The organism is Candidatus Nitrosopumilus sp. bin_68KS (assembly GCF_054095825.1).
In genome coordinates, this window is sequence record NZ_JBSWSP010000009.1 from 1 (window position 1) to 22,803 (window position 22,803).

Below are 22,803 nucleotides of genomic sequence, written 5' to 3' on the forward strand. Positions count from 1 at the left end.
GCCAAAAGACGACAGACCTGTTTATTGCAGAGAATGTTTCCAAAATCACAAACAAAGTTAAAAATCGTTTTGAGTAATTTTCAAAACTCCTTTATTTTCTAATACAAAGATTTAGAGTCTTCATATTTTGTTATTTTTTAATGGTTGACATTCCTCCTCGAGATAAAATATCGATTGGTACTCCGGTTCAGATAATTCTCAAAAAAGATCAGAGAACAGGAAGTTTAACTAATGGAACAGTAAAGCGAATTCTGACTTCGAGCAATTATCATCCGCATGGGATCAAGGTTGAATTAAGTGATGGGAAGATAGGCCGAGTTCAGAAAATTATATAATTAAAAAATGACGAGAGCGAAACGAATTCTAGGTGCTAATCAAGGCAGAAAAGCAGTCTCTCGTCTTGTATGGCTACGGCATCATTTGATATACGCATTTTATGAACATGTGAGAAAATTATCTTTTTTTAAAATATTATAATTTAGTTTGTTCTATTCTATTTATGGATAAAAAAAAGACATTTGATCCTGATAAACTTGTTTTAACAAAACCTGAGATTTTAGAATTTTGTGATAGGGTGTTAAAAAAGTGGGAGGAGAATCCCGTAAAGAATGGAAATACTATTCTTGCAATGAATGCTGTGAAAACTAGTGTTATTTGGACAGATGATGAATCTCTTAAAGCAATATGGGGTGAAATTTTGGCATGGACATTTGAACTTCTTTATGAGAATGCAATGTCTCAGGATGATTTAGAATGGACAAATGTGATGAAAAAATTAAAGAATAAAAAATGATGATATCTTATGAAATATTATGAGTGCAAATACTATCAAAAAAGCAAAAAAACTAGTTGAAAATGGAGGTGTTGTAAAAATTGAGGATGATTTGTTTCAGATAAAATCCTCCTCAGATCCTGACAAATCCTATTTTGTTACATCTGATACATGTGAGTGTCCTGGATTCAAAAATTTCTATAAATTTCATCATGGAAAGGGACTAAAGGCTAACTGCTCTCATTTGGAAGCCTTAAGAATTTTCAAAAAGGAATCCTGAATTATTTTAGATTTTTTGAATCAATCTTTCCTACAAATGCCTTATTCCCTGAAATAATTATGGGGCGCATAATCAATCCTGGGTATTTCACCATTACTTTAATTAATTGAGAATCTGTTTTTTGACTATTCTCCAAATCTAATTCTTTGAACATTTTGTCTCGCTTTCTAAGAAATTCCGATGGTGTTTTTCCTGACATCTTGATGATTTTTTTTAATTCTGCTTCTGATAGTGGATCTTTGAAAAAGTCTCTTTTCTCAATATCTATCTTCATTCTTTGAATCTCAGATATTGCTTTTTTACAGGTAATGCATGTGGGCTTGTGAAATACTTTCAAATCATTCTTTGTATTTGCTTTGGATTAAAAATTGTTTATGGAAATTAATAATATGAGTCGTGGATGTAACACCAACTCCATCTTTTTTCTGGTAATTCTACTATGATGGGATGTTTAGTTTTTTTGAAATGTTCTTCTGCATGTTTTCCAGTTGATGACCTGTCACATCCAACATAGCCACAGTTAAGGCACATTCTCAACGATTTCCACCGGTTTCCTTTTTTTTCACATTCCTCACAACCTTGAGTTTTTGGAGATGCAGTCTTTGTTATTTGCTCAAAATGTTTGCATTGTTGTTTTTTATGAAACACCTTCAATAATTCTTCAGTAAATTTCAGGTTTGGTACAAATATTCTTGTGCCATCATCTGCCATTATAGTTGTCTTTGACAAACCTAGGTGAACAATAACTCCTTTTTGATCCTTGATTTCAATCATGTCTCCAATATCCATTTCACGATTCAGATAATTACTAAGGCCTGCTGAAATATTTTTGAGATGGTTTTGTAAGGCTATTAACAAAAGCCAGAATGTTCCTCCTACAGCTATGATTGTTTCTATTGCTAATGAAAATACATTAAATGATGTTCCAAGGTATAAGATTTCTATTGCAACTATGCCTATTGAAAGAAGTCCTGTTAGTTTATGAATCCCTTTTAATCCCGAAAAGAATTTTTTTAAAATATATGTGACTCCAAAAAAAATACCTGTAGAAATTACTATGGATATTATGGCGTAGAATACTTTCTCATCAAATTCAATCATATAATATCATCATCTCTTTACTAGATTTTTGCTACACTTAGGTATTTTCTCCATTTTCTGTAATTATGGTGACTTCTTGGATCAAAACGTGAAATGTTAAGTTGGGAATTACTTATGGATTTCATGAAAATTAACTCAAAGATAATTGATTGTTTAGAAAAAGAATAGTGCTGTCATGCACAGCAAATAGATTTTTTGAACTCTTCGGAATTTCTCTCAAAGTTACACTCTTTGCATACTTGCCAACTTCTTTTCTTGAGAATGGTAAATGATGATTCATAACTAACTGAATACATTTTTCCGCCACATGTTGGACAAGATAATGGAATATCTATTTTCATTAAATTTTATTGTGTAATTTTGAATATAAGGTCCGCGTAGAAATTATCAATCGTTCATTGATTTTCTGAATTCTCTTCTGTAGTTTGATCCTCTTCTGAATTCTCTTCTAATTTTTCTTCAATTTTTTCTTGATTAAACTCTTCTAGAATTTCTTTTGGTATGGATATTTTGTCAAGATATGCTTGTCTTGCATCCTCGTATGTTCCTCCATTTGCAAGAATTTCATCTCTTATTTTCTGAGCTTCCTCAAAATTATTCTTTGTAAAGTTGAGTTGGCTAATTACTAAATCTTGGATCTCTGGATCTAAACTATTGATGTAATCATGATATTGAATTCCTCCATATATGCCTGCACCTGGTTTAAACTCATCAATTGCTTGATTTCTTAGATTATTTGCAATCAATCTTTGCTGCTCTATGAAAATTTTATCTTCTGAAGGTTTTTGGGCAATTTTCTGCTCAAAGATTAACTCATCTAACAGTTTGTGATAATACTTGAACAGTGTCTGGCCAATTGGGTTTTTGACAAAGTCACTTTCATTGGAACTTAGGTACTTTCTTGCTTCATCTGTGGATAATTTTTCTTGTAATGCTGATACCTGAGATACTTCTCCTTTGACTTGAAATTCTGTAGTTGAAAATCCTGTCATTCCGTACCATGAACCGATGACATCGACAATGTATGTGCCTGGGATTCTTTCAAAGTCTTTAATTTCTCCTTTAAAGACTCCCCATGGATCAGTGAATGCTTTTGTAGTGTAAGATCCTGCCTTGATGAAAACCTCTGCGCCTCTAATTGGTTTGTATGCCTGGTCAACAACTTTGCCTGTAATAATTACAGAATCTCCTGAATAAATCGCTCCTTTTTCTACGCTTACATCAATTACTAATTCCCATAACTCTGCATGAGATGTAGAAATAATTGAAAATAACATTAAAAATGAAAATAACCCAATTGCTCCAAGGCTAGTTTTATACACGTTACATTATTTGGATTTTCCTTGTTAAGACAAAGTATGAATAAAAATTAGCCATTTTTTAATTTTATTTGAGTAATTTTGCCTCTTTTTTGGACTAAATTTTTGATTTCCAGCTACCTCTTAAACTACTAGATTCATCATTCTACAATCATGGACTTGGTAAAATTCAGAAATGATGTAAATCAAATGACTGAAAAATTATCAATGGGTCTCAAAGAAAAGGATGTCTACAAACTAAACAATGTTTGCAAACAATTAATTGAAATGTATAAAAAAAATTTGGTAAAAATCAATCATTCTATTTTGGAATTAATCTGTGCGAATAATCTTATTTCTAGAGGGTACTTAGTTAAAGTTGAAAAAGATGTTTCAGATATTTTGGTGTGTGATATTTATGCTAAAAAAGGAGATGGTGATACAATCATTGAAATTGAAACTGGATTTACCCCTCCTGATCATGCAATGGATACCGTAGATTATTTTGCTGCAAGAATAATTAGTAAAATTGCGCGGTATAGTCAACATTGCTCAAAATTTTCATTGGCCACTCCAGCAGTTGGTATATTGCCTATTTCAAAGATATTCATGTTGCCTCCAAATGCACGAAATGAACAAGACGTAAAAAAAGTGCAAGAATTATGTGATCGGTATTACAAAAATCCCCCAATAACATATGCTGAGATTCTAAATGCTCATCTTCATTCCATTTATCTGATAAATATAGACAAAGGTTTTGCAAAAGAAATTGATCCACAGGCATATGTGGAGTTGACTGAAAATCTTCTTAGGCGAAGCGAAGTAGAGTATTAGCCTATAGAAAAAATTCAAATTCATCTATATTTTATGATTTATAGGATGATTTGTGCTGCATGCGAGACAAGAAAGCATTTTGAATGTATTGATTGTATGAATAATCATAAAACACATCTGTGCAGTTGTGATTGCCATGATGAAAATACTGAACCCCATCCGGTGGGAAGTTCACACTAATCTTAATTTTTAAATTTTCTTTCAATCTCTTGAGCCATTATTTCTAATTGACTGGTATCTCCCAATTTTCTATATGTTAATTTTTCAATAGTTTTGATAATGCTTATTGCAGCTCTGTATTGTGGAATTTCAGGCTCATTTAGTTCCCCATACATGCCAATTCCGTGAATTTGATTTTTTTTTGCAAATCCTAAAATCAATCCATTAAAGCCTGTGATTATTGATTTTTGAGGAGTTGTGCTAACATCTAGAGTTTCCATCTGTTTTGTTAACTCCATTGATGTTGTAGTGATGTATGTTTTTGGAATGTTGTTTAGTGGTCTGTTTGTATGGAATCCTCCTAACGTGTAAATGAATTTTGCAGAATATTTTTTTGCAATATCCATTACATCTTGACATAGTGCATTTAATTCACTATTACTTTGTGGTTGTCCTTTTCCTCCCCCAAATACGATTAAATCCTCTGTGTATTTGTATTCCCAACTTTCATCAGGAAGATCAATGTATCCTCCATTGTCAACTACATAAGTTGGATATGGTGTTTTTGCAGTTCTGAATGTTTTTGTTCGTAATGAATCATTGATGAAATTCACTACTATGCTTCCAACATTACCCATGTCTTGCATTGCAGCTATTATAATTGGTTTCTCAATATTTGGTTCCTCGTTTTGAATAAAATCCACATTGTCATTGAAATTTAATGAATTTTAAAGATATATTATAATTTAATTTCAACAAATATGGTGTTTTGTGACTTTATCTAAAATAGAATAAACTGTTCCAAAAATCTGTGAGTTATTTTTAATTTTGTTTGTAATGCAATGATAAAATCCTAAAAATTATGAAATTTCTAAATTTAATGTTTCATCTGATTTGTGTTGTCTAATTTGTCTTTTTGATAACGATGCTCTATTTATTGAGCCTGGCCATTCAATGATTTTTTCCATATAGGTAAACATGTATCATATTTTAACTCTTTTAGATCATGACCTCTTTTTTCAATGATCGAGAAAAATATCAAGATTCATAAGGCAAAAAAACTTTCTATCGACAAATTATGGAAACATCCATGGAAAACATTGGAACCTTAGAGTATGTTCTTGACAAATATTCTAAAATCTGGTGTTGGAAAATTACTGGTGATCGTGCTGTAAACATGATTTCGAGGCTAGTTCCTGAAGCATGGTATGGTGAAAATGTTAATGAGGTAATCATTACTGATAACACCGAAAACGTAAAACAACTAAAACTCATTATGGATAGATATCCCCTAGAAATTCTGTCAAAAACAATTTGGCAACGAAAAATTGTAAAAACTTATGCTCCAAAACCTGCTTTACCTCCAATTAAACATAAACTCAAGAAAGCAAAAGCTGGAGAGCAATTTCGTGGAAAACTTTTAAATTTTCAAAAAGAAGGTTTAGATTTCTTACTGAAATCATCTGGCAATGCATTATTAGCTGATGAGATGGGATTGGGTAAAACCGTTCAAACTTTATCGTATGTCTCCACTGAAAAACAAACTTTTCCTGTACTCGTTGTTGCTCCTTTGGTAACATTGAACAATTGGGAAAGGGAAATTGAAAAATTTTTAAAGAGAAAAAGTAGAAATGGTAGGATTTTAGAATCTGAATCACCTAGTGTTACAATTATTCGAACTGGTAAATCTCAAGAATTACCTGTCACTGATATTTACATCATTAACTATGAATTACTTTTAAAAAGATCAGAGGATTTGATGAAGGTTGGTCTGCGTACGATAGTTTGTGATGAAGTCCATAATCTAAGGTCAAAAACTACTCAAAAATATAAAGCAGTAAAAAAACTTGCTGCACTACCGTCAATATTGTATAGGATTGGTTTGTCTGGTACCCCAATTTACAATAGAGGTTCTGAAATATGGCCGATCATTGATATAATCAAACCTGGGCTTCTTGGAAGCTTTAAAGAATTTTGTGAATACTTTTGCTATGTAAATGAAAAAGGAAAAGCAATTGTTTTGGAAAATAAACGTGCATCACTTAGAAATGAATTACAAAAACATGTGATGCTAAGACGGAAAAAATCTGATGTGCTAAAAGAGCTAAAAGATAAAGTTCGTTACAAGGAAGTAATTGCAGCTGATACCGATTACTATCTTGAGGAACTTGATAAAATCTGGAAAAAACTTGAGGAAGAACAAAAAGTTGCAGAAAATGAATTTTCTAAATCTGCTTCATATCATAGGGCAATTCAAAGTGAAAGACAGATTGCAGGTCTTGCAAAACTACCACATGTGATTAATTTCGTTAAAAATATCATGGAGATTGAAGAGAGTGTCGTTGTATTTTGTCATCACAAAGTAATTCATAAACTTCTAAATGAGAGTCTCGAGGAATTTTCCCCTGTCACAATAATTGGTGGACAATCCGATTCTTTTAGACAGGATCAAATTGATAAATTCCAAAAAGGCGAATCTAAACTCATGATTGCAGGTATACGTGCTGGAAATGTGGGAATTAATTTGACTAGAGCAAAATATGTAATTTTTGCAGAGCTCGATTGGAGCCCTGCAATTCATAGACAAGCAGAAGATAGACTTCATAGAATTGGTCAAAAAAATACTGTCTTTGCATATTATTTGATAGGTGCAGGGACTCTTGATGATCATGTGGCAAATATCTTGGTAGATAAGAGCTATGAGATTGATGAAATTATGGATGAGTCATCTGACAATTATGAAAATAAAGATAAAGCAGAATTAATCTTGGCGCAAATTCAAGATAAAATCAATTCAAAATAGTCATACTTTTAATTTACTTTTTAATTTTGATAGTTTTTCATCGATTCTATTTTTTTCAGATTGCTCTAATTTAGAATTCTGTGTAATGACTAAAATCTCATCTATTAAGCTAGTTATCTCTAACTCTGGAGTAAGACCTGAAAATTTTGTCTTTTCAAATCCCTTTTTTTCTGTTTCATCAATCTCTTCAATTCCTTCAGGTAGTATTTCGTAAATTTTTACTATTTTTTCTTCTTGTCTTTGAGGGGACATCAAAACAAATTGATTTTTCCTTAATTTTTCTAAATTCTCTAATATCTCCTCTTCTGATATTCTGAGAATATCTACAATTTGTTTTTGGGTACATGATTTAATCTGAAGTAGACGCAAAATTTTTGCCCATGTTGGAATTTCACTCCAAAGAATTTCTTTTGCCAAGTTCGTAATTGAAAATGATCCATCATTATTTAGAGAAATAAATTTTCTATCTTTGAGTGATGCCAACGAATCTAAAATTTTTCCAACTCCTAATCTCTTTAATTCTGAATTCTCAAGGTTGTTCTCATTAAATGTTCCATTAACAGTCATAGCTAAATCTAAAATTTCCAAATCAATGGTACCAAGTTTTCTCATGATATTTCATCTCCATCTGAATTAATCATCATTACCTATTTTTGTCTTGAAGAATATATGTGGATGACAGAAATTTGTTTTGTGGTTAGATACGAACTTCCAAGATTGCCTTATGAATATGATGAACTAGAGCCATTTATTGATGAAGAAACAATGAAAATACATCATCAAAAACATCATCAAGCATACGTTGATGGTTTAAACAAATCCCTTGCAGAAATTGGGGGTTCATCACACCCAAAGTATATTTCATCAATTCTGTCTGAGATTACATCCATTCCTGAATCTGGTAGAAGATCAATTAATTTTTTTGGTGGTGGATTTGAAAATCATAGACTTTTTTGGGAAACAATGACTCCTAATGCTGAAGAAAAACCTAGTGGAAAAATAGAGGGGGCAATTGATGTGTATTTTGATAGTTTTGAGAACTTTAAAAAAATATTTTCAGAAAAGGCTCTTTCAATTCAGGGAAGTGGTTGGTGTTGGTTAGTCTTTAATCAGACTTATAATAAAATTGAAATCATAACAACTCAAAATCAAGATAGTCCTTGGGTTGTTCAAAAAACACCTTTGTTGGGATTGGATGTTTGGGAGCATGCATATTATTTGAAATATCAAAATAAAAGAGCTGATTATGTAAATGCATGGTGGAATGTGGTTAATTGGGATTATGTTGGAAATAGATTTTCTGAACTTCCTGTGTGATTTGGACAAATTCTTTTAAAGCAAAAATCTATTTCTTATTCATGAACAAGAGTCTAAGATACATTGCACTTCTAGCAATTTTACCCTTGTTTACAGCAGGTTTGGCAACAGATAGTCTATCAGATGCCTTTGCTTTGAAAAGTAAAGGAACTGGAACCTCTCAATATGGTTCCAGTACTGGCATCTGTGGATTAGACCTATGCTCTAAATATCCAGGTGGCAAAGCTGCTTGGGAAGCAGATCAAGGTAGTAAAACCACTCCTGTAACTCCAGTTGAAAAACCAAAAATGGAAAAACCAGTGATGGAAAAAGATCTTTCTATGATGAAAGACAACATGATGGAAAAGAAAACTGAAGATAACTTGGGTTCTGAACTTAGATTATCGAGAACAAATGTTCCAGCAACAATTCCTTTGCATCAAGGATACTATGACGGTGGAGATGTTTACTATATCATCACTGATTCAAGTGATCCAACACATGCCGAGATAATTACTGAAAAACAAGGTTGGCAAGTTGAACTTGCTCCTTTGTTAAAGAATGCTCCAAAAGATGCCCTTTCTAAAGTATACTTGTTTACCAACGGCATTGAAGGTGATGGTGTACACGGATACCAAGGTCAAGTGTTTACTAGTACTCCTGCGCAAGCAGATGTGTACAGTGCATTAACTTCTCATGTCCATGTAATGTGGAACGAAGGTGCATCCCCAAGAGTATTGGATTCAGAAACAATGATTATGAAAGCAGCTGAGAACGATGAAATCACATTAACTCCAATTAATGTGGTTTTGAATATGCCTCAAATTGTTTGGCCTGAAGGTCAGATGCTGGTTAAGGAAGACAAAACTTTGACTGATGATACTCCTTATGGTGGCGGACAAGTTCTTGATATCAATACAGAAGAGATGAATGTGACTTTCATAGCTCATCGTGGATGGGGCCCAGATGGTAGAACTATCTATTATATTGTAACAGATGCTACTCCAAGTGATCCCGCCGGAATGATGGGTGTTGTAAGTTCACCAACATCAGCTAGTTTGATTGCAAATTCAGCAGCAGTAGATTTGTATCAATTCAAAAATGGTTTGACAGGTACTGGTCCATTAGGATTTCAGCCTGGAATTGCAGCAGGAGCCCCTGGTGATGCAAATTATTCTCCAATGTGGAGAATCTTTATGATTGGATGGGAGGATGATGCAAATGCACAACTATTGGAAACCATTGATGATATGAACGCATACAAAGAAGCTGGTTTGATCCATATTGGTATTGCACGTCCAATGGATAGTGATCACATAGTTAACTGTCCATTTATTGACCCATTCCAATAAGATCTTTTTTTATTTTTTAAATTCTTTACATTTGTTAATTATTGATGATATTTTTTAACAACATTACAGAGAATCAACTACTGGATTTATCTTTTATTATGACAATAATGAATTATGAGTATTTCTGGAATGTATATGCTAAACACCTCCCAATTTGAAGAAAAAAAAATTCAAGCCGCACTTGAAATGCTATATGTTGATAGAAAAAATGAATTCCGTGAATTATCTCATGTCCTATTAAATGAAAAAGCTCTCAAATCTATGCCCAATTGGAAAGAGTTTGTTTTGAATTTTTCTTTGGATGTGGAAAGTGCTTTTGAATCATGGTCTGGCAAAAGCTCCTTGTCTGTTAGTTCTCCACAAAAAGCTCTAACTTTGTTAAGACAATTGGGTCATGATAAAACATCCATGAATCAACTTACACATTTGCTAAATATCTCATACAATCTATCACTTGAATTCAAAGAAATCTACCGTCGTTTGAAATAATTTTATTTCTTAAACGAAGTTAGGTTTTACGTTTTTTCAAAAATTATTTTTTTGTGAGTGCAGTTTGAACAAACTAGTTCTGATATATGTTTCAGTATGATTTCTTTTATGGTATTCACTGTGCTAATTGCCAGCAAAATAAGAGAGGAGATAAATTCTGATTTAGATAATTTGACAAATAATGTCAAAGACTAAAAACGGTTTAACATTATATGGAAAGAACTACAATTATCGGTACTGTGTCTGAAAAAGAATTAGATATTTCTGAATATGAACAAAAATGTAGGGATATTTTAGACGATGATGAAATTCGTTATGCTGCACTTTTAGATGAATTTGGCACATTGTTGGCAGGTGGTCATAAACCTGGTATGACTATAAAACTTAATGAAGAACAATTGCAATCTGTTTCAAAAGAACTTGCTTCTAGAGTGGCAAAAAGAAAAAAATTTAATGATGAATTAGGATATGTAAAATATTCTGCATCTCGTAGAGAACATGTTGTAATAATGAGTTTCCCAGTTTATGATAAAGTAATAATGTTAGTTGCAGAATCTAATGTCAATATTGACCGATTGGCTTTTCGAGTTATTTCTAAACTCGGAAGACAATGGGGAGAATTTGTCGGAGAATAATCTCTCATTTTATTAAGACATTATCTTATATAGTGTGATGTTATGAATATACAAAATGGTTAGTTGTGTTGTGGTGGATGACGATCCTGAAACAGTAAGCAGTTTTTGTGAGTTGTTGGATATGATTGGTCTTGATGTTTTGATTACTGGTAGTAATGGTCAGGATGCTGTTGATATGTATGAAAAACATCGCCCTGATTTGATTTTCATTAATTTGATAATGCCTAAATTTGATGGTTTTTATGGGATCAAAAATATTTTGAAAAATAACCCTGATGCAAAAATTGTTGTTGTTACAGGTGATCTGCTTGCAGGCGAATCCTATCTTATGAATACGTTAAAGGTCACTGCAGTTATCTACAAGCCATTTGATATAACAATCATTAAACGAATGTTAACAAGTTTATTTTTTACTTATTGAATATTTCAGACCTCTGTTTTTAGTCTCAAAAAATAGTTTTACTTTGGATTGTTATGAATAATCATTTTATCCCTTGCTTGCCTTCCAAGGTGTTTCATAGGTTCTTCCTCCTACATTATCAATTGTTTTCTCCCAGACTTGAGGTTCTGGATTTGTTTCATAGAAATAGATTTTTCTCATATTCTGTATTTCTAATAAAATCATAAAACAAATTGTTTGTAATGCCCTACAAACAAACAAGATATAGAAAAATTCTGAAAAACTATGCTCATATTAAGCAGATCATATCTTTAATGTAGTTTAACATGAAAATTAATTGTGGTGACGATAAGATGGTAGATGGAGAAGCAAAGCATACTTGTATTATTATTGATGATATGAAAAGTCATCAATTTTTATTAACTCAAATGCTTGAAATATGTGGTCTTGAAGTGATTGGGGTTGGAGAAAATGGTAAAGTTGCCATTGAAATTTTTCAAGATAAAAAACCTGATATTGTTTTTTTAGATATGAGAATGCCAAAATATGATGGATTTTTTGCAATCGATGGAATAAATAAAATAAATGATTCTGCAAAAATTATTGCGGTAACTGCTGATACCACTTCTGACACTTTTGGGAAATTAAATAATTTGCATATTCCTGTTCTTTCAAAACCTTACACCATTGAAACACTTCAGAAAATTGTGGATAAAGAATTACTACATTAAAAATCCAAAACCCTTTCTTATCTTTAGTTTGGTTTCTTTACTTATCTAATACACAAGAATTTGAATTTGAATCAAAAATAGTTCCTGCACCACATTTTGAATTTACGTTGTTAGGATCTATTCCTGTATCTAATACACAAGAATTTGAATTTGAATCAAAAACTGTACCTAGTCCACATTTTGAGTCACTTTCAGTGGATGGTTGAATTATTTCTTTAGATTGTGCCTCTTTTGAAGGAATTACCTCTGAATCATATCTGTCAAATGTCTTATCAAAATATCCTGAACTATACGCTCCTCCAATGATTATCAAAATTAATACTGGAATGCCTATAATAATTGGCATTTTCATACTTTTTCCTTTTAATTGGCTCCTTGAACTAGCTATTTTTTGTTGCTGAATGTTATTCACTCCAACTTCAAACAATGATGAACCGCAAAGCATGCAAAAGTTTGCTCCTAGTGGAGTTTTTTTCCCACATTTCCAGCAATGTATTGTTTCTTTATTTTCAAATCCCTCTTCATCCTTTTCTTTATCTTCTATAGGATCCCCTGATTGTTGCTTATTGAGATATTTTTCTTTCATACGTTGTAAATAATTCTGATCTGTGACCCAGATGGTTTTATTTTCGATATATGCTTGTTTAATGTGTTCTAGTCTGTAAGCATCGCCTACTCCAAGTTTTAGTAGGGAATTTACCTCATCGACTATATCTATTGGATCCATAAAGTATCTGTTTTGAGGCTATTCAAAATTGTTTCTTTCTATACTGTCAAATCATTACATTACACATAAAATGTAAATTGAACTGAAAAATCTCTCTTAATTATGGATTTCATGCTGGAAGAAGAATTAATCGATTTGATGACTTTTTGTCTTCAAAACCCTAACTCTTCTGAAATTCCTGAAAAACATAAAAGAATCACAGAAATTGGTAATGAACTTTTTGCTGATGGTGGTATTGATGCATTGGAGAATTTCTTTTTTGTATTGAAAAATAGGATTACAGAAGAAATAGAAAAAGATCCATCCCCAATGCGTTCCTTATGGAATGGCCTTACTGATGAATGGCAGTATTGAATTTCTTTATTGAGAAATTTATCCTCTGCCGATTCTGAAAATGGTTGTACTGCATGCTGGGCATGTACCCTTTATTGCAGGTTTTCCATTTTTCATGGTGTATGGTTTAGCGCCACCGATTTCACGTTTATCTCGGCACTTTACACAATATCCTATTGTCATAATTGCATTAGGCTCAAGGTTATATTAGCAAGAACTAGTTGAACTTTTTTTACTAAGAGGCAAACCTCAGATCTTAATTTTTCTGTTGCAAAACAATATTTTTCGTATCGGGGAATTTTTGATCAAATTAGGAATAAATCATTCGAATTTTTTATATACTAAGAATTTTGGCAGGATTATTTTTCTTAAAATTCTAACTTACATTGATATTTAATTTTGAATATTCTGTTAATGCGCTATGATTAACTAATCCCTCCCAAACAAAAATCTCTGCAATGAATTCGCCTGAATCTTTAGGTGTCCATGATAGTGATGGATTGAGTTTTTGATCTGGAGTTAATTGTCCACTGATCCAACCTACAGATACTACCAATCCTTTTTCATTTATTATTTGAACAAGATACACAAAATTTTGAGATTTTGATTGATTATTTGTAATGTCTGCTGAGATCTGAATTTGTTGATTTACATTTACATTATCCATAATAGGTTGACCAAATGCATTTTCTAATCTTGGTTCATCCATTGTTGCTCTTTCTAATTCACTTAACGCAAATGCCGAAGTGAAACTGACAATAATGGATGCAATGACAAATATGCTAACTATTCTTATTATCACGCGTTTTTGCTCAATTTTTAGTTAATAAAGCGTTTCTACATCGATTTGATCGATTAGTGTGAAATTCTTTAGAACTTTTCTAGATTCTTGATGATCGTACTTTTACTTGTAATGATTTTTCCTGGATTCAGAATTTTTTCTGGATCAAAATAATGTTTGATCTCTTTGAATATTTTGTAATTTTCTTCTCCATATTGCTTTTTTACATATTCTGAGCGTGCAAGACCATCTCCGTGCTCGGCAGTTATTGTTCCTCCTAGTTGGATAATTTTATCAAAATACTCCTTTGCTATTTTTTTAATAATGGTGATTTCTCTATTATTTGAAATTAGTCTAATGTGGATATTTCCATTACCTGCATGTCCATAAGCTATAGTTTTTGTATTGTATTTTTTATTTATCTTATTTAGAATTTTAAAAATTTCTGATAGGCTCTCTAAAGGAACTGCTGCATCTTCAATAATGTGTGGAATTCTTTGCTCTTTTTTGATCGATTTTAAACTATAATGTAACGATGAATCTCTATATCTCCACCATCTATTAATTTCCAAATCTTTCTTTAATTTTTTAACAATTTTACCTGAAACAATGGATTTTAGTTTTATTTCATTTAAATTGATATTCTCATCATATTCTACAAAAAGTAGACATTTAGATTTTGGAGAAAATTTAAAATTAATTTGCTTCAAAGTTGTTTTATCAACAAATTCTATTGCTGATGGTCTGGTTTTGTTTATTTTTATACAATTCATAGATGCGTCCATGATTGAATTGTATTCGATTATGAGTAGAACTCTTTTTTTTGGATTATTTTTTAATCGTAATTTGATTGATAGAACAATTCCTAATGTACCTTCAGAACCAATAATTATTTTATGAGCATCAATAATTGATTTTATTTTATCAATTCTATAACCTGATGAATTTTTTGACACATTTGGAAATTTCTTAACATTAATTTTTTTTGAAAATTCTAGGATTTTTTTTGAAACTTTTTTATTATTTGGAAGTGTTATTTTATTCCCATTTCCATCAATGAAAGTTATCTCTATCACATTATCAATCACACTCCCATATTTTAAACTCCTGCTTCCACTGGAATTATTTCCAATCATTCCTCCAACTAAACAAAAAGATCCAATTGATGGATTTGGTGGAAAGAATTTACCGTGTTCTTCTAATTTCTTATCTAGATATCCTTTAGTTACTCCTGGACCTACTATGGCGCTATTTTTTGTAATTTTCAATGAATTGAAATTTTTCAAATCAAGTATAATTCCTGTATTTAATGCACTTCCAACAAGCCCAGTGCCTGCCCCCCTTACAGTAACCGATGATTTGTATTTTTTTGCAATAAGGACTGTTTTGATAATGTCTTTTTCATTTTTTGGAACTACTATTACCTTTGGGCTGATTTGATACGAGCTAGAATCTACAGAATAAAAATTTCTAAATTCTTTTTGGGAATATATGTCTCCCAATATTGTTGATTCTAATGATTTTATTATTGATTTTTTCATAGATTGAATCTAAATTATGATTCTATAGTAATCCCATCTTTCAGGATCAAATAATGTTACAAATTCTGCTTGTTCTTTGTCTACTCTTGCTCTTATTACATCTCTTAATGCAAAACTTGATAGAAATTTGTATTTCATAGAATGTGCTTGCATTATGAACATGTGCCTCATCTCACTTCCTCCTTTAAGCCCCCAATACCCCATCTTTAACGCAAGAGGTTCTAAAAATATTGTATTTCTTAAACCATAGTTCTCATCTCTTATTTCCTCACGTAATTGATATTTTTCAAGTGGTCCTCCTTTTGAAAAACCTATGATCTCACCTTTTTTGTCATTTAATCTAAGAGTGTTGATAATTATTTCAGGATCTTTGACAGAATTTTCAAAATTATCTTTTTGAAATTGTAGTGGCTTTGGCAATTGTAAAAATATGTCATATAATGTTTCAATAAATTTTGGATCATTTCTTGTAGACATTGCTTCTATAGTTGGAACTAGTTTGACATTTTCATATGAGCAATCTGCTTGAATTCTAATTTCTTGTTGTCTTAATTTCATGAATGCCAGTACTGTGTCAAAAAAATTTTTTCTCATTTCTTTAGGAATGATTTTCAGGATTGCCTTTGCCATCTCTGTTTCTTTATTTAGTAATTCTTCAAAATATGCTACTGCACTTCTCACTATTAATGATGGCCTCCAAGCAAGTGCATGTGCATTCATTTTTGCCATTTCCATTGCTTTTGAAAAGTTCCCTAATGCATACCCGCTTATTCTATCAACTACTGAGAGATACCATCCAATTTTCATTACATGTTCTTGATATGGGAGATTGTTTCGAGTCAACTCTGAATTTTCAAAGCATAATTTAATCTGCTCTTCGGCATTCTTTTTTAATTTCCCGCTCCAAGGATATGTTGTCCTTAAAATCAAGACTTTGATTATTTCTAAATCAATTTTTGCAGTTTCAATTAATTGTTGGAGTTTTTTATCCATTGAAATAAATTTTAAAACACTTTCTTCGTGAGGCTTATCTACGCTTTTTTGCGGATCGAAATCATGAAACAATGCTGCAACATATAGATATTTTATATCTTCGTCTGAGAATTTTACTTTTTCTTGTATGGATGCTAAAAGTGAAAAATAGGTTACCTCTAATTCGTGGTTAATATTGTGATATCCATAATAATCTGTTCCAAGCCCTTGGCTTTCAAAGAGGTCAATTGTATAATCTAGCATCTCAACATAACAGTCGCCTTCTATTCCTTTTTGGACCATCAGATTGAGAATTTCATTTCTCATCGAATGTGGGTTTGCAAATTGTTGCAATACTCAAAGAAACCGATTCCTGTTTTTAAATATGATCTATGATTCAAAAAATAATGTCTAATTTTTCAACTTTTTGTGTTTTCTGATTGTATGGATTTTTACATATTCAATAATTTCCTGAAATTTCACGAAACACTCAATAGAATTATGAGTCAATTAATTTCAAATGTCTGTAAATCCTGAATTGCTTGAAACTCTCATGTCTCAAAATGAAAAAAACCTTCTAAACTTTAGTCTAAAATTAAATGATCTTACATTTCCAATAATTGATGTCTCTATAATCAATTCGCCCATCCCAGTAAATGAACCAACTACGCGTGGTGGAGTATATTTTTCTGATACATTTGCGTACAAAATGAAAGGTGTTGTGGAGGATCTATCTATTATTCCTTTACTGACAAAAAAGATGCTTGGACCAAACACTGAATTTGGGGAATTACAAATAACTACAAAAATAGATGATGGGGGAAACTCTGTAATTCTTGAAATCTTCACAAATCTTACAAACAGTGTTCAAACTCCAAATTCAATTGAACTTAGCATGATAATTGTTAAACTAAATTCTGTTTAATCTACTTTAAGATATTTATCATATTTTTCTCTACTATCTTTATCTGAAAGCACTTCGTATGCTTTGTTTAATTTGACCATCTCATCTTCTGAATCTTCTTTTGTTTTATCTGGATGAATTTTCTTAGCAAGCTCTCTGAATTTTTCTTTAATTTCTTCTTTTGTTGCGTCATTTGAAATCCCTAATATTTCATAATAGTTTGGAAGTTCATTATTTAATGCAGCATCTCGAAATTCTCTATCTTCTTTGGTGTTCTTCCTTGTTCCCAATTCTTCGTAATCCTCTCCCCAATCTGAATGATATTTTTCATATGTTTTTTCATTTTTTGATTCATGTTCTTCTTTATCATAAGATGTTTTTCTACGAAGTATGATGTCTCTTGCTAAAAACAGAAAGATTCCAATTACCACAATAGAAAAACCTGAAAAAAGAATAATTTTTTCATCATCAGTTACCACAAGTTCCATGTCTAGATTTTTTGATTGAGCATACACTGTCTGTGATGCACCTAGAATGATTAATGAAATAAGAAAAATACTGAATCGCTTCATTATCCTAAGCCAATCTAAAATCTTCTTTTGTAGTATTTAGAACTACATGTGTGATTGTATTTTCCACGTTTGTAATGGATGCAAGACCCTTTACAAACTTGCTTAATTCATTTCTCTCCTTGAATTTTGCTACTACTATGGTATCAGTTGAGCCTGTGATATCGTAAACCCCACACACATTTTCAAATTTTGATATCTCTTCTTCAACCCCAACAATTTTATCATTTTTTGCAATTATCTCTATAATCGCAGTTAATGAATATCCAATTTTCTCATGATCAATAATTGCGGTATAGCCTTTGATAATCTTCTCTTTTTCTAATTTTTTTATCCTTGATAATACCGTTACCGTTGACATTCCAAGTTTGAGTGCTAATTGTCTAGCTGATTGTCTTGCGTCCATCATTAAATTTTTGAGAATTCTTTCATCCGTATCATCTAGATTCATAATATACTATGGTGAAAAATTTATTTAAATTTTGATTCAATATTTGAAAATTTGTTCAGTTTTGTTCGTCTAGTTTAGCTAAAGTCCCTCTCAAATTTAATAGAATTAACGTTTAATGTAATTTGTGAGCCAAATACAGGATCTTGTAAAAAAAGGTCAAACATTACTAGATGATGGAAAATTCGATGAAGCATTAAGTTGTTTTGAGCAAGCCCTTCTTTTGAATCAAAATGATCCTGATCTTTGGAATTACAAAGGAGTAGTCCTTCGTAGCTTAGGAAGATACGAGGAATCTATGGAATGTTTTAACAAATCTCTTCAAATTGATCCTCGAGATAAGCATGCATCATAATATAGTGCAGACGAATTATTCATCTACTTTATATTTATGAATTTTAACCGAATTTTGCCGTTACAAGGTTTGTAGGCATAACCGAGTTGTTCAATCACATACGGAAAGAAAAACCTTCATCCAAAATATGTTAACTAAAATAAAATTTGCCCTTTGATGTAGTTTGAGGAAATTCTATTCACTTTTACTTAATCTATATTATAAACAAAATATTATCAGGCATTATGAGTAATGAAATAGATATGTTGTTGCAACAAGCATTTGATTTTGCATATGAAGAAAATTTTGATGATGCTCTAAAACTATATGATTTAGCTCTAAAAAAAGACCCTGATAACATAAAGGCTCTGGTAGACAAAGGTGTGACCTTACAAAATATGGGGAGAATTAAACAAGCTATTAGAACATATGACAAGGCACTTTTAATTTCGCCCGATTTCCTTGACGCCTTATTAAACAAAGGTACAGCATTGCATACGGATCAAAAATATGTGGATGCAATAAAGTGCTATGATGCAGCACTAAGGATTGATAAAAAATGTGCAATGGCACTTGCTTACAAAGGACTATCATTAGGTGAAGTGGGTAAATTACAGGATGCCCTAAAACTTTTCAAAAAAGCGTTATCTATTGACAAACATTTTGACTTGGCATATATCTCAAAACAGATTGCCCAAGATCTACTAAAATCCATTAAAGAGAAGAAATCTAAAACACAGTAACATCGCCAGGAGCTGGTTGCCTTTTGATATTTTCTTCATGCGATTCTAAGCCTTCTTTATGTTCCAATTTTTGATGATCCCTCAATTTCTCAATGTTTTCAAAACCTTCGTGACACAAGTAACATTTTGGTTTATGTTCATCGACTAATGGTAGAACCATGATGATGGTGGTATTCTGGATTACTTATCTCTTGAGACTATAAGGAATATATCATGACGAACTCATGATATATCATGTTGGAGCAGCTAGTTGGAGATTCACAAGCATTAGATCGTGCAATTGCAGGAGAAGAACTCTCATACAAAGATGGCCTTGAATTGATGGACTATGAAAATCAACACATTCTTGGAGCAGTAGCAGATAATGCCCGAAAAAAACTAGTTGGCGATACAGTCACTTTTGCAGCATCTTACTACATGAATTACACAAATGTTTGTGCTGCAAGTTGTCAAATGTGTGCTTTTTATCGAAAAGATGGTGCTGATGATGCATATACTCTGACTCCTCAAGAAATTGAACAAAGAGTAGGGATAGCTAAACAGATGGGTGCCACCGAAGTCCACATAGTTGGAGGATTTCATCCGACACTACCTTTAGAATATTATGAAGATATGATGAAAGTAATCAAACAGAAACATCCTCAACTAAACATTAAAGCACTCACAGCAGCTGAAATTTACTTTTTATCAAAACTAACAAAAAATTCTACGAAAGAAATTCTTTCTCGTCTTAAAACTGCTGGACTTGATTCAATGCCTGGTGGCGGAGCTGAATTATTTCATCCAGGTATTCGAGATAAAATTGTAAGGGGTAAATGTACCGGTCAACAATGGCTTGATGTAATTGAAGAGGCACATAATATGGGAATTCAAAGTAACGTTACAATGTTATATGGACATATAGAAAAACCTGAACACATTATTGATCATCTGATTAAAATTCGAGAATTACAAAAAAAGACTAATGGATTCCTCACTTTAATTCCATTAAAGTTTAGTCTGGACAATACTGAATTAGAGCAACAACATCTTGTTAATAATGAATGTTCATCACTATATGATTTGAGAATTATTGCCTTATCTAGGTTAATGCTTGCAAATGTTGTAAATAATATCTCTGTTTATTGGGTTGCATATGGTAAGAAGCTAGCACAAGTTGCATTATCTAATGGTGGGAGTGATTTAGTTGGAACTGCATTTTCTGAGGAAATCTATCGTGCCGCAGGAAAACCTACTGCATCTTCTGTGGAGGAATTAGCTACGATGGTTAAAGAAATTAGTCGTTCACCAGCTCAGAGAAACACTCACTTTGGAATTCTAAAACAATTCTAGTATTTCTATTATAAGAAATTCAACATGTTTTTAGACTATGTTGTCGTGTGGTATCTGTGGAAAAATTTGAAAAATTACTGAATATGTTGATGGATTTTAATTCTGATATTCGATTTACAGCAATTTGTGATAAAAATGGAGAAATTCTCTGGAACAGTAAACGTAACAATGTAAAAACCATGATTCCGCTGGCTGATACAAAAAAGACTCTTCAGCGAGCGGTAAGTGCTTGGGAAGAACGTGCAAAAATTGAAAAAATTGTTGGAAGAGGAATGTATGTAATTGCAGCTTATGAGAAAATAAAGAGAATTACTATTCCATTGGATAATAAACATATTTTATTTATCAGCATAGATAATCCTTCTTCCAATGCATCCAATAAGAAAAGTTATGGGCATTTAGTTGAAATGGGTAAAATAATGTCTATTGTAGATTTTGTAAATTCTGCAAACTAAAAAAGCGCAAATCATTTTTCCAGATGTTTTTCAATTGAATCTAGTTTTTCTTCCATTTTTACGTGTTTGTCTCTTCTTGAATCAATCTTGATTACTACTTCCACTCTTGCAATTCCAAGATTATGAACTACTTCTATCATAGTTTTTACAGCATCATTAATCACATCGATGTTATCTGATTCTAAAATTGTCCCCATTGGATTTATTTGATATCTCAAATTCTCCATTTTTTGAATTGATTCAATTGCTTTTGCAATGTAAAAACTAGCACTAGTAGTCTTTGTAGCCATTGGATATATGGAAATTTCAGCCTGGATCATTTTTAATTTTCTACAGTTATTTTCGTAATTATATCTTCATTACGATTTTCTGAAGCAATTGATTATGGTGTTGGTTTGATAACTTTAGCTTCTCTATCGCGTTTACAAAAACTACAATATTCTTCTGGGGAATTTCTACTAATAGGGGTTAGACAGTCATGGCAATATTTCATACTTCTTGTAGGTCAATCCCGTATATTAGGAAACTATTTTCGAATTCTAGTGCTATTATCTCATTTTAAACTGTTAATATTGATACATGCCATCAAAGATTAATGATTCATAAAATTCGTTACTTTGAATCCAAACAGCTATCTGAAGGTGTTTATCTTCAAGATGTTGTCAACGATTTTCTATCAAAAAAAGGTGACTCTATAATTGCAGTTTTACCTGTTATGGAAAATGCCTTACTGGTCCATTATATGGAATAATTATTCCTTTTTTTATTTCGTTTTAGTATCTTTTTTGTTGCTGATTTTATTGACAGTTATTTGAAAATGATTAGTTACTTATACTCCTGCCATCATTAAATGAAAAGATGAGTAAATCCTACTGGGAATTAAAAACTGAAAATGATTAAAGAAAAATGTGATCGATGTGGTTCTCCATTAGGAACTGAAAGTAGAAAAACCAAACAACGATTTTGTGGAAATTGTAAAAAGAAATTTGAATTATACCGAAAATAATTTTTTCATTATATGTTATTCGGCCGGTTTTTTTTCTTTTCTTTTAACACTGTCTTTTTTCCTTCTTGTACCAAAACTAATCAAAACCAACAAAAATCCTACTCCGATTAAAATTCCTGATAATGTGTTATAGTCTTGATTTTCTTGCTGTGCAATTAACAAATCAACCACTTCTTCATCAGTCATTCCTGATTGGCCTGCAGGCATTGTTGCACTGATGTTGAATACTAGTATAGTTCCTACTATGATCATAGCAAGACCTACAAAAAATATTCTTTTGTCAAGTAACACCATTGTTCACAACAGATGTGATTTTACCATATATTAGGCATTTTCTAATTTTAGAATACTTTTTGTGGCTCAGTTAAATTTTGTTTATACATTTGTTCTACCCTGGGCTTTAGATTCAAAAGATTACTATCACGTATAATTCATGAGTGGAGGTTAAATACAAATTTTGTAATATTAAATTATGTTTCAGTTAAAAAATAAAAGGATATTCAAAACA

34 protein-coding genes and 1 pseudogene are annotated in these 22,803 nt (G+C 31.7%); 19 read left to right on the forward strand and 16 right to left on the reverse strand.

All coding sequences use genetic code 11. From position 1 onward, the window contains the following. From ACW9W3_RS03085 to ACW9W3_RS03100, 4 genes and pseudogenes are all read left to right on the forward strand, one after another. Positions 1 to 61, forward strand: a pseudogene (locus tag ACW9W3_RS03085) (CxxC-x17-CxxC domain-containing protein); the annotation flags it as partial. Between the two features lie 79 nt (positions 62 to 140). Next, on the forward strand, positions 141 to 335 hold the full coding sequence (locus ACW9W3_RS03090; protein WP_457764697.1) for a YwbE family protein: 195 nt from the start codon (positions 141 to 143) through the stop codon (positions 333 to 335). Between the two features lie 164 nt (positions 336 to 499). Further along, the gene (locus tag ACW9W3_RS03095; RefSeq protein ID WP_457764698.1) at positions 500 to 793 is read left to right on the forward strand and encodes a hypothetical protein; all 294 of its coding nucleotides are present in this window, start codon (positions 500 to 502) and stop codon (positions 791 to 793) included. Positions 794 to 812: 19 nt separating this feature from the next. Continuing rightward, positions 813 to 1,052, forward strand: coding sequence for a hypothetical protein (locus tag ACW9W3_RS03100; protein ID WP_457764699.1), 240 nt, complete (start codon positions 813 to 815; stop codon positions 1,050 to 1,052). 1 nt (position 1,053) lies between these two features. Here ACW9W3_RS03100 and ACW9W3_RS03105 read toward each other — a convergent pair whose 3' ends face one another. The 4 genes from ACW9W3_RS03105 to ACW9W3_RS03120 form a co-directional block, all read right to left on the reverse strand. Beyond that, entirely contained in the window at positions 1,054 to 1,389 is a 336-nt protein-coding gene (locus ACW9W3_RS03105) for an arsenate reductase family protein (RefSeq protein ID WP_457764700.1), read from the reverse strand. Positions 1,390 to 1,433: 44 nt separating this feature from the next. After that, positions 1,434 to 2,153 carry a UBP-type zinc finger domain-containing protein gene (locus ACW9W3_RS03110; RefSeq protein ID WP_457764701.1) on the reverse strand — a complete coding sequence of 240 codons (720 nt, stop codon included), beginning with the start codon at positions 2,151 to 2,153 and terminating at the stop codon, positions 1,434 to 1,436. Positions 2,154 to 2,326: 173 nt separating this feature from the next. Beyond that, entirely contained in the window at positions 2,327 to 2,494 is a 168-nt protein-coding gene (locus tag ACW9W3_RS03115; protein WP_182128804.1) for a hypothetical protein, read from the reverse strand. A gap of 54 nt (positions 2,495 to 2,548) precedes the next feature. Next, complete coding sequence (locus ACW9W3_RS03120) at positions 2,549 to 3,475, reverse strand: carboxypeptidase regulatory-like domain-containing protein (protein WP_457764702.1); 927 nt, start codon at positions 3,473 to 3,475, stop codon at positions 2,549 to 2,551. A 150-nt stretch (positions 3,476 to 3,625) separates the two neighbouring features. Between ACW9W3_RS03120 and ACW9W3_RS03125 the strand changes: the two genes are divergently transcribed. Beyond that, positions 3,626 to 4,285: a hypothetical protein gene (locus ACW9W3_RS03125; protein ID WP_457764703.1), complete on the forward strand. Its 660-nt coding sequence runs from the start codon at positions 3,626 to 3,628 to the stop codon at positions 4,283 to 4,285. 182 nt (positions 4,286 to 4,467) lie between these two features. Here ACW9W3_RS03125 and ACW9W3_RS03130 read toward each other — a convergent pair whose 3' ends face one another. Continuing rightward, positions 4,468 to 5,148, reverse strand: coding sequence for a PAC2 family protein (locus ACW9W3_RS03130; protein WP_457764704.1), 681 nt, complete (start codon positions 5,146 to 5,148; stop codon positions 4,468 to 4,470). A 374-nt stretch (positions 5,149 to 5,522) separates the two neighbouring features. On the opposite strand from ACW9W3_RS03130, the gene ACW9W3_RS03135 reads away from it, so the two are divergent. After that, a complete protein-coding gene (locus tag ACW9W3_RS03135; RefSeq protein WP_457764705.1) occupies positions 5,523 to 7,247 on the forward strand; it encodes a DEAD/DEAH box helicase in 1,725 nt (574 codons plus the stop codon). On the opposite strand, the gene ACW9W3_RS03140 is transcribed toward ACW9W3_RS03135, so the two are convergent. Then, positions 7,248 to 7,859, reverse strand: a complete 612-nt coding sequence (locus ACW9W3_RS03140; protein WP_457764706.1) for a hypothetical protein — start codon at positions 7,857 to 7,859, stop codon at positions 7,248 to 7,250. An 81-nt stretch (positions 7,860 to 7,940) separates the two neighbouring features. On the opposite strand from ACW9W3_RS03140, the gene ACW9W3_RS03145 reads away from it, so the two are divergent. From ACW9W3_RS03145 to ACW9W3_RS03170, 6 genes are all read left to right on the forward strand, one after another. Then, the gene (locus tag ACW9W3_RS03145) at positions 7,941 to 8,564 is read left to right on the forward strand and encodes a superoxide dismutase (protein ID WP_457764707.1); all 624 of its coding nucleotides are present in this window, start codon (positions 7,941 to 7,943) and stop codon (positions 8,562 to 8,564) included. 41 nt (positions 8,565 to 8,605) lie between these two features. Next, positions 8,606 to 9,895, forward strand: a complete 1,290-nt coding sequence (locus ACW9W3_RS03150) for a DUF7482 domain-containing protein (RefSeq protein ID WP_457764708.1) — start codon at positions 8,606 to 8,608, stop codon at positions 9,893 to 9,895. A gap of 114 nt (positions 9,896 to 10,009) precedes the next feature. Beyond that, positions 10,010 to 10,384, forward strand: a complete 375-nt coding sequence (locus ACW9W3_RS03155) for a hypothetical protein (RefSeq protein ID WP_457764709.1) — start codon at positions 10,010 to 10,012, stop codon at positions 10,382 to 10,384. A 212-nt stretch (positions 10,385 to 10,596) separates the two neighbouring features. Beyond that, complete coding sequence (locus ACW9W3_RS03160) at positions 10,597 to 11,019, forward strand: DUF6659 family protein (RefSeq protein WP_457764710.1); 423 nt, start codon at positions 10,597 to 10,599, stop codon at positions 11,017 to 11,019. A gap of 55 nt (positions 11,020 to 11,074) precedes the next feature. Then, positions 11,075 to 11,440, forward strand: coding sequence for a response regulator transcription factor (locus tag ACW9W3_RS03165; RefSeq protein WP_457764711.1), 366 nt, complete (start codon positions 11,075 to 11,077; stop codon positions 11,438 to 11,440). A gap of 305 nt (positions 11,441 to 11,745) precedes the next feature. Further along, positions 11,746 to 12,150 (forward strand): response regulator, encoded by a 405-nt coding sequence (locus ACW9W3_RS03170; RefSeq protein WP_457764712.1) that lies wholly within the window; start codon positions 11,746 to 11,748, stop codon positions 12,148 to 12,150. Between the two features lie 37 nt (positions 12,151 to 12,187). On the opposite strand, the gene ACW9W3_RS03175 is transcribed toward ACW9W3_RS03170, so the two are convergent. Beyond that, positions 12,188 to 12,877: a zinc-ribbon domain-containing protein gene (locus tag ACW9W3_RS03175; RefSeq protein ID WP_457764713.1), complete on the reverse strand. Its 690-nt coding sequence runs from the start codon at positions 12,875 to 12,877 to the stop codon at positions 12,188 to 12,190. Positions 12,878 to 12,979: 102 nt separating this feature from the next. Here ACW9W3_RS03175 and ACW9W3_RS03180 point away from each other — a divergent pair, with 102 nt between their 5' ends. Continuing rightward, a complete protein-coding gene (locus tag ACW9W3_RS03180; RefSeq protein ID WP_457764714.1) occupies positions 12,980 to 13,231 on the forward strand; it encodes a hypothetical protein in 252 nt (83 codons plus the stop codon). Positions 13,232 to 13,249: 18 nt separating this feature from the next. On the opposite strand, the gene ACW9W3_RS03185 is transcribed toward ACW9W3_RS03180, so the two are convergent. The 4 genes from ACW9W3_RS03185 to ACW9W3_RS03200 all read right to left on the reverse strand — a co-directional run bounded on the left by ACW9W3_RS03185 (position 13,250) and on the right by ACW9W3_RS03200 (position 16,858). Continuing rightward, complete coding sequence (locus ACW9W3_RS03185; RefSeq protein WP_457764715.1) at positions 13,250 to 13,393, reverse strand: DUF5679 domain-containing protein; 144 nt, start codon at positions 13,391 to 13,393, stop codon at positions 13,250 to 13,252. A 193-nt stretch (positions 13,394 to 13,586) separates the two neighbouring features. Continuing rightward, positions 13,587 to 14,012 (reverse strand): hypothetical protein, encoded by a 426-nt coding sequence (locus ACW9W3_RS03190; protein WP_457764716.1) that lies wholly within the window; start codon positions 14,010 to 14,012, stop codon positions 13,587 to 13,589. A 68-nt stretch (positions 14,013 to 14,080) separates the two neighbouring features. Continuing rightward, entirely contained in the window at positions 14,081 to 15,532 is a 1,452-nt protein-coding gene (locus ACW9W3_RS03195; RefSeq protein ID WP_457764717.1) for an FAD-binding oxidoreductase, read from the reverse strand. A 9-nt stretch (positions 15,533 to 15,541) separates the two neighbouring features. Further along, positions 15,542 to 16,858, reverse strand: a complete 1,317-nt coding sequence (locus ACW9W3_RS03200) for an HD domain-containing protein (RefSeq protein WP_457764718.1) — start codon at positions 16,856 to 16,858, stop codon at positions 15,542 to 15,544. Between the two features lie 166 nt (positions 16,859 to 17,024). On the opposite strand from ACW9W3_RS03200, the gene ACW9W3_RS03205 reads away from it, so the two are divergent. Beyond that, positions 17,025 to 17,429 (forward strand): hypothetical protein, encoded by a 405-nt coding sequence (locus tag ACW9W3_RS03205; protein ID WP_457764719.1) that lies wholly within the window; start codon positions 17,025 to 17,027, stop codon positions 17,427 to 17,429. Here the strand turns inward: ACW9W3_RS03205 and ACW9W3_RS03210 are convergent. Both ACW9W3_RS03210 and ACW9W3_RS03215 read right to left on the reverse strand, forming a co-directional pair. Next, positions 17,426 to 17,980, reverse strand: a complete 555-nt coding sequence (locus ACW9W3_RS03210; protein ID WP_457764720.1) for a DnaJ domain-containing protein — start codon at positions 17,978 to 17,980, stop codon at positions 17,426 to 17,428. The genes ACW9W3_RS03205 and ACW9W3_RS03210 overlap by 4 nt on opposite strands. A gap of 4 nt (positions 17,981 to 17,984) precedes the next feature. Beyond that, positions 17,985 to 18,428 carry an Lrp/AsnC family transcriptional regulator gene (locus ACW9W3_RS03215; RefSeq protein WP_457764721.1) on the reverse strand — a complete coding sequence of 148 codons (444 nt, stop codon included), beginning with the start codon at positions 18,426 to 18,428 and terminating at the stop codon, positions 17,985 to 17,987. A gap of 124 nt (positions 18,429 to 18,552) precedes the next feature. On the opposite strand from ACW9W3_RS03215, the gene ACW9W3_RS03220 reads away from it, so the two are divergent. Both ACW9W3_RS03220 and ACW9W3_RS03225 read left to right on the forward strand, forming a co-directional pair. After that, complete coding sequence (locus ACW9W3_RS03220; RefSeq protein ID WP_457764722.1) at positions 18,553 to 18,780, forward strand: tetratricopeptide repeat protein; 228 nt, start codon at positions 18,553 to 18,555, stop codon at positions 18,778 to 18,780. A gap of 224 nt (positions 18,781 to 19,004) precedes the next feature. Next, positions 19,005 to 19,502: a tetratricopeptide repeat protein gene (locus ACW9W3_RS03225; protein ID WP_457764723.1), complete on the forward strand. Its 498-nt coding sequence runs from the start codon at positions 19,005 to 19,007 to the stop codon at positions 19,500 to 19,502. On the opposite strand, the gene ACW9W3_RS03230 is transcribed toward ACW9W3_RS03225, so the two are convergent. Continuing rightward, positions 19,489 to 19,662: a hypothetical protein gene (locus ACW9W3_RS03230; RefSeq protein ID WP_457764724.1), complete on the reverse strand. Its 174-nt coding sequence runs from the start codon at positions 19,660 to 19,662 to the stop codon at positions 19,489 to 19,491. The two genes, ACW9W3_RS03225 and ACW9W3_RS03230, sit on opposite strands and share 14 nt — an antisense overlap. Positions 19,663 to 19,736: 74 nt before the next feature. On the opposite strand from ACW9W3_RS03230, the gene ACW9W3_RS03235 reads away from it, so the two are divergent. Together ACW9W3_RS03235 and ACW9W3_RS03240 are read left to right on the forward strand one after the other, a co-directional pair. Continuing rightward, entirely contained in the window at positions 19,737 to 20,834 is a 1,098-nt protein-coding gene (locus tag ACW9W3_RS03235) for a CofH family radical SAM protein (protein WP_457764725.1), read from the forward strand. A 56-nt stretch (positions 20,835 to 20,890) separates the two neighbouring features. Next, a complete protein-coding gene (locus ACW9W3_RS03240) occupies positions 20,891 to 21,289 on the forward strand; it encodes a hypothetical protein (RefSeq protein WP_457764726.1) in 399 nt (132 codons plus the stop codon). An 11-nt stretch (positions 21,290 to 21,300) separates the two neighbouring features. Here the strand turns inward: ACW9W3_RS03240 and ACW9W3_RS03245 are convergent, their stop codons facing one another. Next, entirely contained in the window at positions 21,301 to 21,609 is a 309-nt protein-coding gene (locus ACW9W3_RS03245) for an MTH1187 family thiamine-binding protein (protein WP_457764727.1), read from the reverse strand. A 275-nt stretch (positions 21,610 to 21,884) separates the two neighbouring features. Here ACW9W3_RS03245 and ACW9W3_RS03250 point away from each other — a divergent pair, with 275 nt between their 5' ends. Then, entirely contained in the window at positions 21,885 to 22,040 is a 156-nt protein-coding gene (locus ACW9W3_RS03250) for a hypothetical protein (protein ID WP_457764728.1), read from the forward strand. Positions 22,041 to 22,310: 270 nt separating this feature from the next. Here the strand turns inward: ACW9W3_RS03250 and ACW9W3_RS03255 are convergent, their stop codons facing one another. Next, the gene (locus ACW9W3_RS03255; protein ID WP_457764729.1) at positions 22,311 to 22,589 is read right to left on the reverse strand and encodes a hypothetical protein; all 279 of its coding nucleotides are present in this window, start codon (positions 22,587 to 22,589) and stop codon (positions 22,311 to 22,313) included. Between the last annotated feature and the right edge of the window lie 214 nt (positions 22,590 to 22,803).